The sequence below is a fragment of the Candidatus Delongbacteria bacterium genome (assembly GCA_041675285.1).
Classification (GTDB): Bacteria; CAIWAD01; CAIWAD01; order CAIWAD01; family CAIWAD01; genus CAIWAD01.
Genome location: JBAYTZ010000001.1, coordinates 340,020 through 355,256, shown reverse-complemented (window position 1 = coordinate 355,256; position 15,237 = coordinate 340,020). Strand labels below are relative to the sequence as shown.

General features: G+C 70.5%; 12 protein-coding genes and 1 tRNA gene. 2 read left to right on the top strand and 11 right to left on the bottom strand.

What is annotated here, in order from left to right; translation table 11 throughout:
• Positions 1 to 116: 116 nt before the first annotated feature.
• The 4 genes from WC326_01280 to WC326_01265 are packed head-to-tail and all read right to left on the bottom strand — an operon-like array spanning position 117 to position 2,194.
• Positions 117 to 911, bottom strand: a complete 795-nt coding sequence (locus WC326_01280) for a DUF3108 domain-containing protein (protein MFA7329681.1) — start codon at positions 909 to 911, stop codon at positions 117 to 119.
• Positions 908 to 1,516, bottom strand: coding sequence for an L-threonylcarbamoyladenylate synthase (locus tag WC326_01275; GenBank protein ID MFA7329680.1), 609 nt, complete (start codon positions 1,514 to 1,516; stop codon positions 908 to 910). Before WC326_01275 ends, WC326_01280 begins: the two co-directional genes overlap by 4 nt.
• An 18-nt stretch (positions 1,517 to 1,534) precedes the next feature.
• Positions 1,535 to 1,732 carry a twin-arginine translocase TatA/TatE family subunit gene (locus WC326_01270; protein MFA7329679.1) on the bottom strand — a complete coding sequence of 66 codons (198 nt, stop codon included), beginning with the start codon at positions 1,730 to 1,732 and terminating at the stop codon, positions 1,535 to 1,537.
• Between the two features lie 9 nt (positions 1,733 to 1,741).
• Complete coding sequence (locus tag WC326_01265; GenBank protein MFA7329678.1) at positions 1,742 to 2,194, bottom strand: PTS sugar transporter subunit IIA; 453 nt, start codon at positions 2,192 to 2,194, stop codon at positions 1,742 to 1,744.
• Between the two features lie 207 nt (positions 2,195 to 2,401).
• Between WC326_01265 and WC326_01260 the strand changes: the two genes are divergently transcribed.
• Positions 2,402 to 2,485, top strand: a tRNA-Leu gene (locus WC326_01260).
• 27 nt (positions 2,486 to 2,512) lie between these two features.
• Positions 2,513 to 2,764 (top strand): 30S ribosomal protein S20, encoded by a 252-nt coding sequence (rpsT, locus tag WC326_01255; GenBank protein ID MFA7329677.1) that lies wholly within the window; start codon positions 2,513 to 2,515, stop codon positions 2,762 to 2,764.
• A gap of 109 nt (positions 2,765 to 2,873) precedes the next feature.
• On the opposite strand, the gene cysS is transcribed toward rpsT, so the two are convergent.
• From cysS to ahcY, 7 genes are all read right to left on the bottom strand, one after another.
• Positions 2,874 to 4,274: a cysteine--tRNA ligase gene (gene cysS, locus WC326_01250; protein ID MFA7329676.1), complete on the bottom strand. Its 1,401-nt coding sequence runs from the start codon at positions 4,272 to 4,274 to the stop codon at positions 2,874 to 2,876.
• A gap of 4 nt (positions 4,275 to 4,278) precedes the next feature.
• Complete coding sequence (locus tag WC326_01245; GenBank protein MFA7329675.1) at positions 4,279 to 5,178, bottom strand: UbiA family prenyltransferase; 900 nt, start codon at positions 5,176 to 5,178, stop codon at positions 4,279 to 4,281.
• A gap of 118 nt (positions 5,179 to 5,296) precedes the next feature.
• The gene (locus WC326_01240; GenBank protein MFA7329674.1) at positions 5,297 to 9,403 is read right to left on the bottom strand and encodes a tandem-95 repeat protein; all 4,107 of its coding nucleotides are present in this window, start codon (positions 9,401 to 9,403) and stop codon (positions 5,297 to 5,299) included.
• Positions 9,404 to 9,802: 399 nt separating this feature from the next.
• The gene (locus tag WC326_01235) at positions 9,803 to 10,504 is read right to left on the bottom strand and encodes an ABC transporter ATP-binding protein (protein MFA7329673.1); all 702 of its coding nucleotides are present in this window, start codon (positions 10,502 to 10,504) and stop codon (positions 9,803 to 9,805) included.
• Positions 10,489 to 11,766: a hypothetical protein gene (locus tag WC326_01230; protein MFA7329672.1), complete on the bottom strand. Its 1,278-nt coding sequence runs from the start codon at positions 11,764 to 11,766 to the stop codon at positions 10,489 to 10,491. The genes WC326_01235 and WC326_01230 overlap by 16 nt, the downstream gene beginning before the upstream one ends.
• Positions 11,763 to 13,709 carry a hypothetical protein gene (locus tag WC326_01225; GenBank protein MFA7329671.1) on the bottom strand — a complete coding sequence of 649 codons (1,947 nt, stop codon included), beginning with the start codon at positions 13,707 to 13,709 and terminating at the stop codon, positions 11,763 to 11,765. The genes WC326_01230 and WC326_01225 overlap by 4 nt, the downstream gene beginning before the upstream one ends.
• Before the next feature lie 67 nt (positions 13,710 to 13,776).
• Entirely contained in the window at positions 13,777 to 15,186 is a 1,410-nt protein-coding gene (ahcY, locus tag WC326_01220; GenBank protein ID MFA7329670.1) for an adenosylhomocysteinase, read from the bottom strand.
• Between the last annotated feature and the right edge of the window lie 51 nt (positions 15,187 to 15,237).

Here is a 15,237-nt window from a genome sequence, read left to right as displayed (position 1 = left end):
TGGTAGGGGTGTGTGACGGCGGTAAGTGAAGGAAGTCCTGTCAGGAATTCAACAGGAAAGTGGCCGGGGTCAAGAGAGAGCCGACGGGCGGGGGCGCGTCAGTGGCCTGAGGCGCGTCAGCGGCCGGGTACGTAGTCCGTCATCGTGGCGCTGATGGCCCCGATGAAGATCTTGGATTTCATTTTCACCGGAATGCGGCGCTCGTCCGCGGTCACCCAGATGAAAACCTCGCCCTTGGCCTTGAAGAGGCCCTCGCCCAGCAGGATGGGTTGGATCTTGAAGCAGTCCCGCGTGCCGCCCTTGAGCTTGACCTTTTCCTTGGCCAGCACCTTGATGGCCAGGCGGTAGGCCTTCAGGTCGTCCACGGCTTCGACTTCGAGGACCTTGCCCACGGACAGCGGCTGGGCGCGCACCCAGTAAAAGGCGGAGAGCACGTCCTGAACGTGCCCGCGGATGAACAGGGTGTCCACCGCCGCGCCGTCCTTCTGCTTGATGATCATGTTCCGTTCCGGCAGGATGGCGTAGTCCCGCACCTTGCGGTAGGTCCCCTCGCGCAGGTTCTTGTGCAGCCCGCGGCTGAACAGGCCCTGGCAGTCCATCCAGGTCAGGACCTTGTCCTTGACCGGGTAGAGCTTGCCCAGCACCTCGTTGGACTGGGCCTGGCTCTGGATCCGCCAGCAGAGGTGGCCGTTGACGCGCACCGTGTCCTGCACCGTGAGCGAGCTGGTGCCGGCGTTGACCAGGCCCCAGTCCACGCTGAAGGTGATCCGCTCGCCCACGGAAAAGGGCACGGGCGCCAGCTTGGGGGCCCGGCACGCCGCCGCCGGCCCGCCGGGCAGGCCGGGCAGGCTGAGCAGAATCAGCAGACCCAGGCCGAGGATCAGGTGGAGGGGCGGGCTCAGTCGCTTCATCGGGCCTCCAGCAGGGCGGCCAATCGCGGGCCGGTCAGCGCGCCTTCCCGCAGCAGCCGGGGCGGATCCGTGCGCAGGTCCAGCACCGTGCTCTCCTGGCCCAGCGGGCACTCCCCCGGCCAGACGCCGGCCGTTTGGCAGCGCAACGCGGGATCCACCTCGTCCAGGCGGCGCGGAGTGGGCTGACCCGAGCGGTTGGCGGAACTCAGGGCCACGGGCCAGGGCAGCCGCGCGAACAAGGCGGAACAGGGGCAGGGGCCGGGCAGGCGCAGGCCGACGGAGACGCCCCAAGCCGGCCAGTGGCGGCCCAGTCGCTCCGACCCCGCCAGCACCACGGTCAGCGGACCGGGCAGCAGGCGGCCCAGCCGCTCCCACTGAGGCGCTGGGGGATCCAGCCACTCGCGGACCTGCTCCAGGTCCCGGAAGGCCAACGACAGGGTCTTGTCCAGCGGACGCCCTTTCAGTTCATAAAGAGCTTGCAAGGCCGCCGGCTCGTCGGCCCGCACCGCCAGCCCGGGAACCGTGTCCACGGGCAAGAGCAGCACCCCGCCGCACTCCAGGGCGGCCAGGGCAGATGAAAGCTCGAGGGCGGGAGCGTGACTCATCGGGCGGCGGGTGGTCCGTCAGGACTTCTTTTCGGGCGGTTCCGCCGGCGGGTCGATGTCCTTCTTCAAGGTGTCCAGTTCGCCCCGCATGCCCTTCTTGAACTCGCCAATGGCCGAACCCATGCTCCGCGCCACTTCGGGAATCCGCTTGGCCCCGAAGAGCAGGGTGATCACCAGCACGATGAGGATCCCCTCACCCCAACCAATTCCCATCATCATGACCTCCTAGGCCTTGCGACCCTCTTCCAGAATCGCGCGCAGCTCGCCCTCGTCGCGCGCCTCCAGCAGGCGCTGGCGGAATTCGGCGGACTTGAGCAGGGTGGACAACTTGGCCACCAGCTTCAGGTACTGGGTGATGCAATGCTCCGGAACCCCGAAGAGGAAGAACAGGCGGGCCGGGCCGTCGGCGGCACCGAAATCGATCGGCTCCCGGCTGCGGCCCACCACCAGCACAATCTCCTCCACGGCCGCGCTGCGCGCGTGGGGCAGGGCGCAGCCGTACTCAAGGCCCGTTGGCGTTTCCAGTTCACGGCGGATCAGTTGGCGCGTGAAGGATTCCAGATCCACCACGTCCGGACAGTCGGCCAGACTGGCCGCCATGGTCCGGATCAGGCTGGTGCGATCCGGGCACTCCATGTCCAGGATCACGGCATGTGCCTGGGGAAACGTATAGGACATAAGCTCAATCCATCCTCGGCCACTCGGGGCGACGGTTTGGACCCACTTCCGACAAGGCGCCGCCGCCGACCGGCGGCGAGGCCGAAAAGTAGGATACGCGCCCCGGCGGCCCAAGACAAGTCGGTGCGCTGCGGCGGGACTTCTTCGCATTTTTCCTGCCCAAGGCATTGACTTTGCCTGCTGGCTGGGCTAGATTTGTCGCTTCGCGCCGGGGTGGCGGAATTGGTAGACGCGCACGTTTCAGGTGCGTGTGTCCTTTTGGACATGCGGGTTCAAGTCCCGCCCCCGGTATTTTGGTTGAAGCAACGGGAAGAAGTCATGGCGCATCACAAGTCCTGCATCAAGCGGATCCGTACCAGTGGCGAAGCCAACGAGCGCAATCGGCAGTATCGCTCCCGCATGCGCACGGAGATCAAGAAGCTTCGGGCACTGACGGGGCGTGAGGAAGCCGAGAGTCAGTTGCGTCAGGTCACCAGCCTGCTCGATCGTCTGGTGATCAAGGGCGTGATCAAGACCAACTCGGCCTCCAATCGCAAGTCGGCCTTGACGCGCTTGGTGAACGCGCTCTGATCCCGGCTTCACCGGTTCTGAAAGGGCCGTCCCTCGGGACGGCCCTTTTCGTATGGTCCGAAGGAGTCCGTTTGGCGCGCGCCGGCCTTTGTCCGGCCCGCCGCCCGGCTCAGCGCCGGTGGAACACCGGGCCCTGGGGCGTGTCCTTCACCACCCAGCCCAGGGACTCGATCTCCAGCCGCAGGCGGTCCGCCGCCGGGAAGTCCCGGGACTGCTTGGCCGCCGCGCGCTGGGCCACCAGCTCCGCCACCCGCCCCTCCGCGGACTCGTCCTGCTCCTCGCGCAACACATCCAGCAGGCCGTCCACCCGGCCCAGCCAGGCCTGCAGCAGCTGCAATTCGCCCGCGTCCGGGCTGCCGGAATCCAGCAGGGCGTTGACCTCGCGCACCCAGGTGAAGAGGTGACCCAGCGCGCCGGCCAGATTCAGGTCGTCGTCCAGGGCCTCGGTGAACTCGCTCTCGCAGGTCGCGGTCAGGTGGCGGGCCTTGTCGCCGCTGCCCGGGCCGGCGGGCGTCCGCCCCAGCCGGGCATTCAGGTCGCGCAGGCGGCGCACGGCCTGGGCGCTGGCCTCGATCCCCTCGAAGGAGAAGTTCAGCTGGGCCCGGTAGTGCACGGAGAGCAGCGTGTAGCGGATGGCCACCGGATCCAGGCCCTTCTCCAGCAGGTCGCGCAGGGTGTAGAAGTTGCCCAGGCTCTTGGACATCTTCTTGCCCTCCACCAGCAGGAACTCGCTGTGCAGCCAGGTGGAGGCGAAGGGCCCGCCCGTGGCGCAGCAGCTCTGGGCGATCTCGTTCTCGTGGTGCGGGAAGCGGTTGTCCACGCCGCCGGTGTGGATGTCGAACTGCTCGCCCAGGTACTTCATGCTCATGGCCGAGCACTCGATGTGCCAGCCCGGCCGCCCCTTGCCCAGCTCGGTCTCCCAGAAAACCGGCCCGTCCTCCGGGGTCCAGGCCTTCCAGAGGGCGAAGTCCCGCACATCCTCCTTCTCGTACTCGTCGTTGTCCACCCGCCCGCTGGTGCGCATCTGGTCCGGGTTGAGATTGGCCAGCCGCCCGTAGCCGGGGAAGGTGGAGAGCCGGAAATAGACGGAGCCCGCGTCCTCGTAGGTGTGGCCGCGCTCGCGCAGACGGCGGATCAGCTCCACCATCTCCTCCACGTGCTCGGTGGCAGCCGGGTAGACCTCCGCGTGCTGCACGCGCAGGGTGTCCAGGTCCTCGAAAAAAGCCTGCTTGTAGCGGGCCGTGAACACCTCCAGCGACTCGCCCGCGGCCTGGGAGCCGCGGATGGTCTTGTCGTCCACGTCGGTGAAGTTCATCACCTGGGTGACCCGGTAGCCGCGGAAGGCCAGCACGCGGCGCAGCAGGTCCTCGAACACGAAGGTCCGGAAATTGCCGATGTGCGCATAATTGTAGACCGTCGGACCGCAGGTGTAGAGCCCGGCCTGGCCCGGCACCAGCGGCTGGAACAGCTCCTTGGAGCGGGTCAGGCTGTTGTAGAAACGCAGGGCCATGGACTCACTTCCTTTCCCACCCCAGGCTGGGGTAACTCATTTGAAAACGGCGGCGGTAATAGAAGCGCGACAGCCAGCCGAGCAGCAGCAGGGCCAGACAGAGCCGCGGCCAGGACGGCGCCAGGGCCAGGCCCTGAATGGCCACGGACCAGCGCAGCACGGCCACGGCCCGGCCGGATTCCCCTTCCCCGCGCCCCCAGGCCATCAGCAGCGCCGAGAACAGCGCGGGCAACCCCACCTGGCCGTCCCGGCCCGCCAGGGCCAGCAGGGCCGCCGCGCCCATCAGGAGCAGGGCGGCGCGCCAGGCCGAATCCGCGCCGTAGCTCACGGCCCAGGTGCGCTTGCCGGCCCGCCGGTCTCCGGCCAGATCGGGCACGGTGGCCAGCAGGCTGAGGGACAACCCGGCCAGCACCACGGGCAGCGCGCCGAAAGGCGCCAGCGCCAACGCCAGCCGGCCCTCCAAGGCCGCTCCCTGCAGCACCAACAGCAGGTAGGCCGGCGCCGCCAGGGCCAGGGCCCGGACGGGGTGGTCCTTGGCCACCAGGGGCGGCAGGTTGTAGCCCACGGCCGCAAGCAGGAAGAAAACCAGGGCCGCGCCCAGGTGCCAGGGTCCCAGCCAGGCGGCCGCCGCCAGGCCCCCGGCCAGCAGGCCGGCCAGCAGGATTCGCGCCCCGCGCGGGCTGACCAGTCCCCGGGCCAGGGATTCACACTTGCGGTTGACCCGGTCCCCCTCCTGGTCGTGCAGCTGGTTCAGCACGAAGGCGCTGCCCGCCAGGCCCGCGCACTGGGCCAGCAGCAGGGCCAGCTCCAGCCCGTGCCCGTCCAGGCCGCGGGCGCCCACCAGGGGGAAGATCCAGACCACGGCCACCAGGACCGGCCGCGTCAGGAAGAAATAGTCCAGCACTCGAAACAGGCCCGCCTCCCCCCGGCCCGCCGTGACACACGGCGCGCCGGCTCCAAGGTAGAAAAAGCCCCGCGCGGTGGATGCCGCGCGGGGCTGGAGCCTTCCGGGATGCCGTCGCTTACTTGAGCAGGGTCAGGCGCTGGACGCGGCGCTCGCCGCCCGTCTCCAGCACGGCTAGGTAGACGCCGCTGGCCAGGCGTCCCGCCTCCCAGCGCACTTCGTGCCGACCCGCGGCCCGCCAGCCCTCCGCCAGCACGGCCACTTGGGCGCCGCGCAGGTCGTAGACCGCCAGCCGCACCGGTCCCGCCGCCGCCAGCACGAAGGGCAGGCGCGTGGACGGGTTGAAGGGATTGGGCCAGGCCGGCTCGAGGGCCAGCACAAGCGGCGTGGTGCCGCTCAGGCCGCTGAAGTCCAGTTCCCAGGCGCAGGTCGCGCCGCCCGGGTTGAGGGAAACCGTGCCGTCGCTCAGCTCGGCGTGCAGCACGATGTTGCCGGCCAGCAGGTCCGCCGGCGGGGCGGGCAGGCTCCAGCAGGACAGGGTGTCCGCCCCCGCGCTGACGGCGTGCCGGGCCACTTCGGCGCCGTCCACGAACCAGACCAGTTCCAGTCCGTCGCCGTCCACGTCGGCCAGGTCCACGGTCAGGCCGCCCGCCAGCAGCTGCTCGCGGAAGCCCGCTGCGTCCTCCACCACGCCGCAGGTCCACTCCACGCAGGGCCGGACGTAGGGCGCGTCGTTCACGGGGCTGACGGTCACGCTGAAGCTGCGCTCCACCACCGTGCGCTCCGTCTGGTCATCCAGGCTCAAGGTCACCGTACAGGCGCCGTGCCAGTCAGCCACGGGCGCCAGACTCAGCTGGCCCGCCTGGGCGTCCCAGGTCAACTCCAGGACGGCGGGCTCCACGCTCCAGCCCAGGACGAGTTCCTGGCTGTCCACGTCGGACAGCTCGAGCGCGAGCTGCAGGCTGCTGTCCTCGGACAGAGTCTGGTCCGCCACCTCGCCGATCCAGGGCGCGTCATTCTGCGCGCTCACCGTCACCGCGACCAGGAGCTCGGCGCAGGCCGGCGTGTCGGGATGCTCGTCGCAGGCCCGCAGCGTCAGCTGCGCCTGTCCCGTCCAGTTGGCCGCGGGCACCAGCTCCAGCTGGCCGCTCTCGGGCAGCCAGGTCGCCTGCAGCTCGGGCGTGTCACACAGCACGCTGATCGCCAGGGTGGGGCCGTCCACGTCGCTGGCGTCGAGGGTCACCAGGCTCGGCGTGTCCTCCACCACCAGCAGGGCGCCCGGGTCGGCCAGCACGGGGGCGTCGTTCACGGGCAGCACGGTCAGCTGGAAGCTCGTGGCGGCCAGCAGGCGCGCCGCCTCGTCGCTCACGGTGATCGTCACCTGAGCCTGACCGGACCAGTCGGCCTGGGGCGTCACCTGCAGCAGGCGCTCTTCGGGCAGCCAGAGCAGGTTCACCTCCGCGCGGTCGATGGCGGTGGTCACGAAGAGCTCGCCCGAATCGATGTCATGCAGGACCACGGGCAGGCTGAGCGTGCTGTCCTCGGGCAGGGTCTGGTCCGCCAGGGCGTCGATGAGCGGCGCGTCGTTGACGGCGTGCACGGTCAGGGCCAGGCTGAGCTGGTCGCAGAGCGGGGTGACGGGATCGCCGTCGCAAACCGCCAGACTCACAAGGGCCTGGCCGTTCCAGTCCGCCTCGGGATGGATCTGCAGGCGCCCGCTCTCGGGCAGCCAGGCAACGCTCACCTGCGGCTGGTCGCAGCTCACCGTCCACTCGCTGGCCGGGCCGTCCACGTCCAGGACGGGCACGTCCACCAACAGGGCGGCGTCCTCGTTCATCTCCAGGGCCGCCAACTCGGGCAGCACGGGGGCGTCGTTCAAGGGCAGGACCGTCAGGTTCAGCACGCGCCCGGCGCAGAGCTCGGCCTGGGCGTCGCCGTCGCAGACCGTCACCTGGATCTGGGCCTCACCGGACCAGTCCGCCGCCGGCACGATGCGCAGGCGTCCGCTCTCGGGCAGCCAGGTCAGGCTCACGGCCGCGCTGTCGCAGGTCAGGGTCACGTTGGACTGGGGGCCGTCCACGTCCTGGGGCGCGAATTCCACCTCCAGGCTGCCGTCCTCCGCCATCTCCAGCGGCAGGGCCGCGGGCAGCACGGGCGCGTCGTTCACCGGCAGCACGGTGGCCGTGAAGACCGCCTGGGCCAGCGTGCGCGCCGCGCCGTCGTTCACCGTCAGGGTCAACTGGGCCTGGCCGTTCCAGTCGGCGGCCGGCGTCAGGCGCAGCGCGCCCTCGTCCAGCCAGAGCACGGCCAGTTCCGGCGCGCTGCTGGCGACCTCCACGCTCAGCTCGGCGGAGTCGATGTCCTCCAGGCTGACGGGCAGCTCCAGCAGGCCGTCCTCGGGCAGGCTGACGGGACCCAGCTCGCTGATGGTGGGGCCGTCGTTCACAGGTTGCACGTTCACCGCCAGGGTCTGCTGCACGCAGGCCGGCAGCTCGGGAGCGCCGTCGCAGGCGGTCAGGGTCAGCTCAGCCGCGCCGTTCCAGTCGTCGACGGCCAGCAACCGCAACTCACCCGACTCCAGCCACTGGGCGCTCAGGCCCGCCGTGTTCGAGACCACCTCGACGTCCAGCTGCGGGCCGTCCACGTCCAGGATGGGCCAGGCCAGCTGCAGGCTGCCGTCCTCGTCCAGCGCCAGGGCCTGGGCGGCGGGCAGCACGGGCGCATCGTTCACGGCGCTCACCAGGACCTGGAACTCGGCCTGGGCCTCAGCGCCCTGCTCGTCTTCCACATTCACGGTCACCTGGGTCGAGCCGAACCAGTCGGCAGCGGGACTCAAGCTCAATTCGCCGCTCGCCTCCAGCCACTGCACGGCCAACTCGGCGGCTCCGCTGGTGGCGTGGACGGTGAGGCTGGGGGAATCCACGTCCGTGAAGTCCGGCCGCAGGGTCAGCAGGCCGTCCTCGGCCAGCAGCGTGTCCGCCAGGGCCGCCAGCACAGGCGCATCGTTGACGGGATTCACCGTGACCGGCAGCAGCACCTGGCTGCAGGCGCCGCCGTCATCGGGGGCGTCGCAGGCCCGCACGGTCAGCGTGGCCGCGCCGTTCCAGTCGGCCAGCGGCTGGACGTGCAGGCCCGAGACGGCGTTCCAGGAGGCCGTCAGTTCCGGCGCGCTGGAGCTCACGGTCACGAAGACATCCGGGCTGTCCACGTCGCTGACCGGGAAAGAGCGGATCAGGCTGCCGTCCTCGTCCAGCGTCAGATTGACCGCGGCGGGCAGGGCCGGCGGATCGTTCACGGGCGCCAGGGTGACCACCAGCTCGTCGCCCAGCTGGCAGGTGCCGTCCGTGACACAGATGTAGATCGACCAAGTGCCGCTCATCTCCGCGGGCGGATGCAGGGTCAGGGTGCCCGAGCGGTTCCAGTCGGTGCTGAAGCCGTTCATGCCGTCGTCGATGATGCAGAAGTTCAGGTTGTCGTTGTCCACGTCGCTGAAGGCGTCCAGCAGGTCCGTCAGCACGAGGTCCGTGTCCTCGAAGCCGTTGACCGGCTCCCACTCGGCCACCTGGACGGGGCAGTCGTTGACCGCCACCACCCGGGCCGTGATGCTGGAATTGATGGCGCACTCGCCGTCAGTGGCCCGCAGGCTAAGCGACGCGTTGCCGTTCCAGTTGGCCGCGGGACAGAGGCGCCAGCCGCCCGCCGTGGCCTCCACGGTTCCGGCGGAGAACACCAGGTTCTCGAAGTCCAGCGTGTCGCCCTCGAAGTTCCAGTCGGAGTCGCGGAAGAAGGCCCGGAGCGTGGCGGGGCTGAGCTCCAGGCACTGGTCCTCCACCAGGTTGAGGATGATGTCGGGCACGCTCGTGTAGCGCCGCGGGCAGTCGTTCACCGGAGTCACCAGGATCTCGAACTCCTCGGTGGTCAGGGTGCGGGCCTCCTCCCGGTCGTCCACGCCCACGGTGACCACGGCCCGGCCGCTCCAGTTGGCGGCCGGTTGGCAGTGGACCTGCAGGTTTTCCTCGTCGAAGTTGACGGTCATGCTGGGCGTGTCGGTCTCCACCCAGAAGAGGAAGGTGTCCGAATCGGGATCCTGGACCTCGATGGACACCGTCAGCATGGCGTCCTCTTCGATGACCCAGTCGGGGATGGGCTGAATCTGGGGCGGCTCCGCGGCGGCCAGCGCGGCCGTCAGCAGAACCCCCGCCAGCCCGGAACTGAAGATCTTCATGAGTCCGTCCTCCACTTCAACAGGCCGGCGCGGATTCCGGGAACTCGTCCCGGACCGTCCAGCCCGGAGCCATGTGTGGGTGTGAAGGCACACACAGTTCAGTTGAGGCCGCGCAGAGTTGACCGCGATCCTGTGCAACCCACTCCGGATGGACCCTGGGCTGCACACCCGACCGCCCCGCCCCGGGGCGTCCCAACCGCCCTCATCACCAAGCCTTGAACGAGCTCAACCGCCCAAGGGCCGACGGGCGGGTCCGCCAAACGGATCCGCCGGACTTCGGCTTCCGTCTTGTCGGCATCGCCAAAGCTGAAATTCAGTTGGACAAGGGTTTTTTTTGGATCGGGTTTGTTTTTTCGGGAGTTCCGCCGCATCCGGCGGCGGGCGCGGGGAGACGGGCGCTCAGCGGGATTCCCAGCGCGCCACCCGTCCATCCAGCAGGTGGACGATCTGGCCGGCCCGGGCCGCCACCTCGTCCTCGTGGGTGACCACCACCAGGGTCTGGCCCTCGGCGTGCAGCAGGTCGAAGAGATCGAGGATCTCGCGCGTGGTGCGGCTGTCCAGGTTGCCCGTGGGCTCGTCGGCCAGCAGCAGGCCGGGTTCCACCACCAGGGCCCGGGCGATGGCCACCCGCTGGCGCTGGCCGCCGGACAGTTCGGCGGGGCGGTGCCGGGCGCGGTCGGCCAGCCCCACGCGCAGGAGGGCCTGCTCGGCCCGCTGGCGGCGCACGGGGGCGGGTACGCCCTGGTAGATCAACGGCAGCTCCACGTTCTCGGCGGCGCTCAGGCGGGGCAGGAGGTTGAAGGTCTGGAAGATGAAGCCGATCATCCGGCCGCGCAGGCGGCTGAGCACGCGGTCGTCGCTCTCGGCGTGGACGGCGTGGCCGTCCAGCCAGTAGGCGCCGGAATCCGGCCGGTCCAGGCAGCCCAGCAGGTTCATCAGCGTGCTCTTGCCGCTGCCCGAGGGACCCATCACGGCCGTGTAGGAGCCGCGCGCCAGCTCCAGGTCCACGCCGTCCAGCGCGCGGACCGTCTCGCCGCCCACCAGATAGTGGCGGACCAGGGCCTCCAGCCGGATGAGGGGCGGATTCAGTTCAGCAGCCATCGGCACTCCAGGCCCAGTTGCCCGCCCCGGGACTGGGCGCCCAGGCCGGCGAAGCCCGTCCCGCCCAGGACCAGGCTCCAGTGCCGGCTGGTGAAGCCCGCCTCGGCGCCCAGGGCCGGCCCGCGTCCGGCGCCGCCCGCCAGTTCCAGCCGGCCGAACCACGGCCCAATCGCCAGGCGGCTGGCCGCCGAGAGCCGGCGCAGGCCCGCCCCCCGGGCGTCCTCGGGCAGTTGTTCGCCCAGCAGGCTGTGCCGCCAGCGGCCGGCCGTCCAGTCCAGGCCCAGCAGCCAGCCCGGCCGCCGGCTGAGGTGCAGGTCGTGGGCGGAGCGCGTCCACGTGCTGTCCAGCAGCTCCACGCTGAAGGCCTCGTAGTCGAAGGTCGCGTCCACGGGCGTGGCGGGCAGTTCGTAGCTCCGGGTGGTGCGCTGCACCTGGCGCCAGACCTGCAGGTGGGGCAGGCCGCGCAGGGCGGCGTGCAGGAACAGCGGTCGGCCAGCCAGGGGCAGGCTGCCCCGGGCGCCCAGATCCAGACCCCAGCCCAGGCCCGGTCCCGCGCTCTCCTGCTCGTGTTCGAAGCGGGCGGACACCTGGCCCTGGAGCGCTTCCGCCCGGGCCTGGAAAGCGCGGGTGCGGGACAGCCAGCTGCCCTGCTCGACGAACAGGCCCAGCCCGCCCTCCAGCGTGCCCAAACCCAGGTGCGCGGCCCAGTCAGCGGGCAGGGGCCGGCTCCAGGCCAGCCGCAGCCGCTGCAGGACCTCGCCTCCCAGCTCGGCCTGCCGCACCACCAGCGCTTGAGTGGGGTCGTTGCCCAGCAGCACGGTCTCCAGCAGGGTGGCGTCCAGCTGCTGCGACGCGCTGGCCAGATGCTCCAAGCAGGCGCCCAGCCGGCTCCCGTCCGGCCGGTTCCAGGCACCCTCCAGCAGGACCAGGCGGGCCTCGGCGCGCGTGGTCAGCGTGGATCCCAGCTCCGCCAGCAACTCGCGCTTGTCCCGCTCCTCCAGCCGCCGGCCGGCGTAGCGGTTCCAGAGGGCCGGGGAGAGGTGGTCACTGCGCAGCGAGGCGGAGCCGTTCCAGCCCAGACTGAAGGCGGCGGGGCCGGGCGGCAGCACGGGGGTCAGGAACAGGGCGCCGGCCAGGGGCTCCTGCAGGCGCGAGGCGCCGGGCAGCACGCCGGCCCGGACCGGCGGGGTCGCGAGCAGCAGGTGGCCAAGGCCAAGGCCAACGCCCAGGCCCAAAGAGCGCAGGAAGCGGAGCCGGTTCATTCCCCGCCCTCCACCGTCACGTCCACCAGGACCTGGATCCGCGCCCGCAGGGCCAGCCACTGGTCGGCGTGGATCTCCACCGTCCCGGCGCCGGGCTGCGCCTCGAACTCGTACCAGAGGATCCAGGACCCGCCGCGCAACACGTCCAGAGCTGCTGCGCTGAGCTCCAGTTCCAGCTGGCTGAGCACGGGCTCCGCCTGGCTGCCGTCCCAACCGGCGGCGGCGATCTCCAGTTCAAAGAGCGGAACCCGCACGCCGTCCACGGCGGCGGCCACCCAGCCGTGGACCGTGCCGCCCGCGGGCAGGCGGTTCTCCACCTCGCCCTGCAGCCGGACCTGCTCCGCCTCTTCGGGCAGGGAGTCCTCGTGGCGCTCGGGCAGACTCTGCCAGTGCAGGCCGTTCACCTGGGCCCGGGCGGGCAGGCTGAGGGCGCTGAGTCCCACGCGGCTCTCGCGCCGCACGTGCACGACGCTGCCCGCCGGCACGCGGTAGTAGCCCTCCAGTCCCAGGTGGCGCGGCAGACGCGCGATCAGCCGGTCGGCGCCGCCCAGCAGCAGCAGGGTGTCGGCGGCCTGCAGATCCAGGTCGGAGACGAAGAGCGTGTCGGGCAGACCCAGCCGGCTGTCCGTGGCCCGCAGCTCGAAGTGGCCCTCGAGGTCGGGTCCGTCCTGGTTCTCCAGGTGCAGGCGCAACTCCAGACCGCGCAGATCCAGCGCCGCCAGCTCCACGGGCCACTCCTCCACCGGAGTCTCGGAGGCCGCGAAGGGCACGCGCCATTCCTGCAGGAACCAGCCCTCGAACTCCTCCAGCTCCAGCGGCTCCACCTCCAGATCCAGTCGCAGGGCGTCGCGGGCGCGCACCGTCACCAACCCGGCGCTGGCCGGGGTTCGACCCAGGCCCTGCACGTCCAGCCAGTCCAGTCCGTCGGCGTCCTCCACCAGCAGGGAACCGGGCTCCTCCAGCGTCTGGGCCGTTCCCAGGGCAGGAACGCTGAGGGCCAGGCCCAGTCCGTCGCCGGCGCCCGTACGCAGCTGGGGCAGTTCCAGCTCCAGGTCCAGGGGCACGGGCAGCTCATTGACGGCGGCCAGCCGCAGGCGGGCCGGGGCCGTGAGTGCGCTCAGGATGCGCAGGCGCGAGGCCGTCCAGACGGAATCGCTCCAGACCAGCTGCAGCTCGGGCAGCCGGGCGCGGGCGGAATCCGCCAGGCCCATGGTTTGGGTCAGGGTCAGGTTCAGGGCGCCGTCCTGGATCAGGGCCGGGGCCGCCATGGGCAGGTGGCGGGCTCTGAGCCGCAGGCGGCTGGCCCGGGTGAGCAGGCCGCTGACGAGCAGATTGGATTGCAGGGCCTGCTCCGGCGGCAGGCCGCCGGCGGGCTCCCAGTGAGTCAGCCCCAGGCGCTGGTCCTGGGCGTTGAGCAGTTCCACTTCCAGCCACTGCAGGGGAAAGGGCCAGTGGTGGAGCAGGTCCAGGCGGAACCCGGCCTGGGAATAGGCCACCCAGTCCAGCTCGGACCAGTCGGGCAGGGTCAGCAGCTGGCTGAATTCGGCCTGGCCTGAAATCTGGGTCTGCTGGCCCACCCAGGCGGCGTACTGCGGCCAAGCCGCCGTGAAGGGCAGCGCCAGCGGGACGGAGCCCAGTCCGTGCAGGTCCAGGGGACCCAGCTCCAGCCGCAGGGTCTGATGCACGCCCTCCCAGCCCAGGCTGTCCCCCAGCCGCGCGTAGCTGACATCCAGCTCCTGGCGGAACACCAGCAGCGAGTCGCCCTCCAGCAGGGTGTTGGGATTCTCGAGGATGCGCGCGACGCGCAGGGTCTCAGGCTGGGCCTCCACGGTCAGGGCCGTGGTCCAGGAGGTGCCGGCCGGGTCCTTCAGGGCGCAGGAGACCCAACCGAGCAGCAGGAGTAGGAACGGGAGTCGGGAACAGGGGTTCAGGCGCAGACGCATGCCAACTCCCCGGTTTGGGGGGGGGAACAGGTCGCCCGCGGCCCCAAGGGACCGCGGGCGCCGGGGATTAGTAACGATAGTGGGCCGGCTTGTAGGGCCCGTCCACGGGGATGCCCAGATAGGCGGCCTGGGCCGGGGTCAGCGTGGTGAGGGTGACGCCCAGGTGCGCCAGGTGCAGGCGGGCCACTTCCTCATCCAGCTTCTTGGGCAGCATGTAGACGCCCAGGGCGTGGTCCTCGCGGGCCAGGGCCAGCTGGGCCAGGGTCTGGTTCGTGAAGGAGTTGGACATGACGAAACTGGGGTGGCCCGTGGCGCAGCCCAGGTTCACCAGCCGGCCTTCCGCCAGCAGGTAGATGCCGTGGCCGTCGGGGAACTCGTAGCGGTCCACCTGGGGCTTGATGTTGACTTTGCGCACGCCGGGCAGGGCCTCCAGGTCGGCCACCTGGATCTCATTGTCGAAGTGCCCGATGTTGCAGACGATGGCCTGGTCCTTCATGCCCAGCATGTGCTGGGCCGTGATCACGCCCAGGTTGCCCGTGGCGGTGACGAAGATGTCCGCCTCGGGCAGGGCCTTCTCCACCGTCGTGACCTCGTGGCCCTCCATGGCGGCCTGCAGGGCGCAGATCGGGTCGATCTCGGTGATCAGCACGCGCGCGCCGAAGCCGCGCATGGACTGGGCGCAGCCCTTGCCCACGTCGCCGTAGCCGCAGACCAGCACGGTCTTGCCGGCCACCATCACGTCGGTGGCGCGCTTGATGCCGTCGGCCAGGCTCTCCCGGCAGCCGTAGAGGTTGTCGAACTTGGACTTGGTGACGCTGTCGTTCACGTTGTAGGCCGGGAAGAGCAGCTTGCCCTCCTCCAGCAGCTGGTAGAGCCGGTGCACGCCCGTGGTGGTCTCCTCGGAGACGCCGCGGATGCCCGGGGCCATGCGCGTCCAGCGCGTCGGGTCCTCGGCGTGGGCCGCCTTCAAGTCCGCCGTCAGCGCCCGCTCGTCCTCGCTGCCCGCCGGCCACTCGGGCCAGCCCTGGCCGGCCGCCAGGCTCTTCTCGGCCTGGACGCCGCGATGGACCATCACGGTGGCGTCGCCGCCGTCGTCGACGATCTGGGTGGGCCCCTGGCCGTTGGGGAAGGTCAGCGCCTGGCGCGTGCACCACCAATACTCCGTCAGCGATTCGCCCTTCCAGGCGAAGACGGGAATGCCCGCGGCGGCGATGGCCGCGGCGGCGTGGTCCTGGGTGCTGAAGATGTTGCAGCTGGCCCAGCGCACGTCGGCGCCCAGGGCCTTGAGGGTTTCGATCAGCACGGCGGTCTGCACGGTCATGTGCAGGCTGCCCGTGATGCGCTGGCCCTTGAGGGGCTGGGCGGGTCCGTACTGGTGGCGCACGGCCATCAGGCCCGGCATCTCCTTCTCGGCGATCTCGATCTCCCGGCGCCCGAAGGCGGCCAGGCTCAGGTCCGCGACCTTGTAGTCGTTCATCTGGGTCCCTTCATCCTCGTTCTGGTTCTCATGCTGTTGCCGGCCGGCCCG

Excerpts from the sequence above, each read along its gene's own strand:
- cysS (MFA7329676.1), bottom strand. The coding sequence starts at position 4,274 with ATGGCCCTGCGTTTCTACAACAGCCTGACCCGCTCCAAGGAGCTGTTC.
- WC326_01280 (MFA7329681.1), bottom strand. The coding sequence starts at position 911 with ATGAAGCGACTGAGCCCGCCCCTCCACCTGATCCTCGGCCTGGGTCTG.
- WC326_01230 (MFA7329672.1), bottom strand. The coding sequence starts at position 11,766 with ATGAACCGGCTCCGCTTCCTGCGCTCTTTGGGCCTGGGCGTTGGCCTT.
- WC326_01240 (MFA7329674.1), bottom strand. The coding sequence starts at position 9,403 with ATGAAGATCTTCAGTTCCGGGCTGGCGGGGGTTCTGCTGACGGCCGCG.
- ahcY (MFA7329670.1), bottom strand. The coding sequence starts at position 15,186 with ATGAACGACTACAAGGTCGCGGACCTGAGCCTGGCCGCCTTCGGGCGC.
- WC326_01270 (MFA7329679.1), bottom strand. The coding sequence starts at position 1,732 with ATGATGGGAATTGGTTGGGGTGAGGGGATCCTCATCGTGCTGGTGATC.
- WC326_01225 (MFA7329671.1), bottom strand. The coding sequence starts at position 13,709 with ATGCGTCTGCGCCTGAACCCCTGTTCCCGACTCCCGTTCCTACTCCTG.
- WC326_01235 (MFA7329673.1), bottom strand. The coding sequence starts at position 10,504 with ATGGCTGCTGAACTGAATCCGCCCCTCATCCGGCTGGAGGCCCTGGTC.
- WC326_01275 (MFA7329680.1), bottom strand. The coding sequence starts at position 1,516 with ATGAGTCACGCTCCCGCCCTCGAGCTTTCATCTGCCCTGGCCGCCCTG.
- rpsT (MFA7329677.1), top strand. The coding sequence starts at position 2,513 with ATGGCGCATCACAAGTCCTGCATCAAGCGGATCCGTACCAGTGGCGAA.
- WC326_01265 (MFA7329678.1), bottom strand. The coding sequence starts at position 2,194 with ATGTCCTATACGTTTCCCCAGGCACATGCCGTGATCCTGGACATGGAG.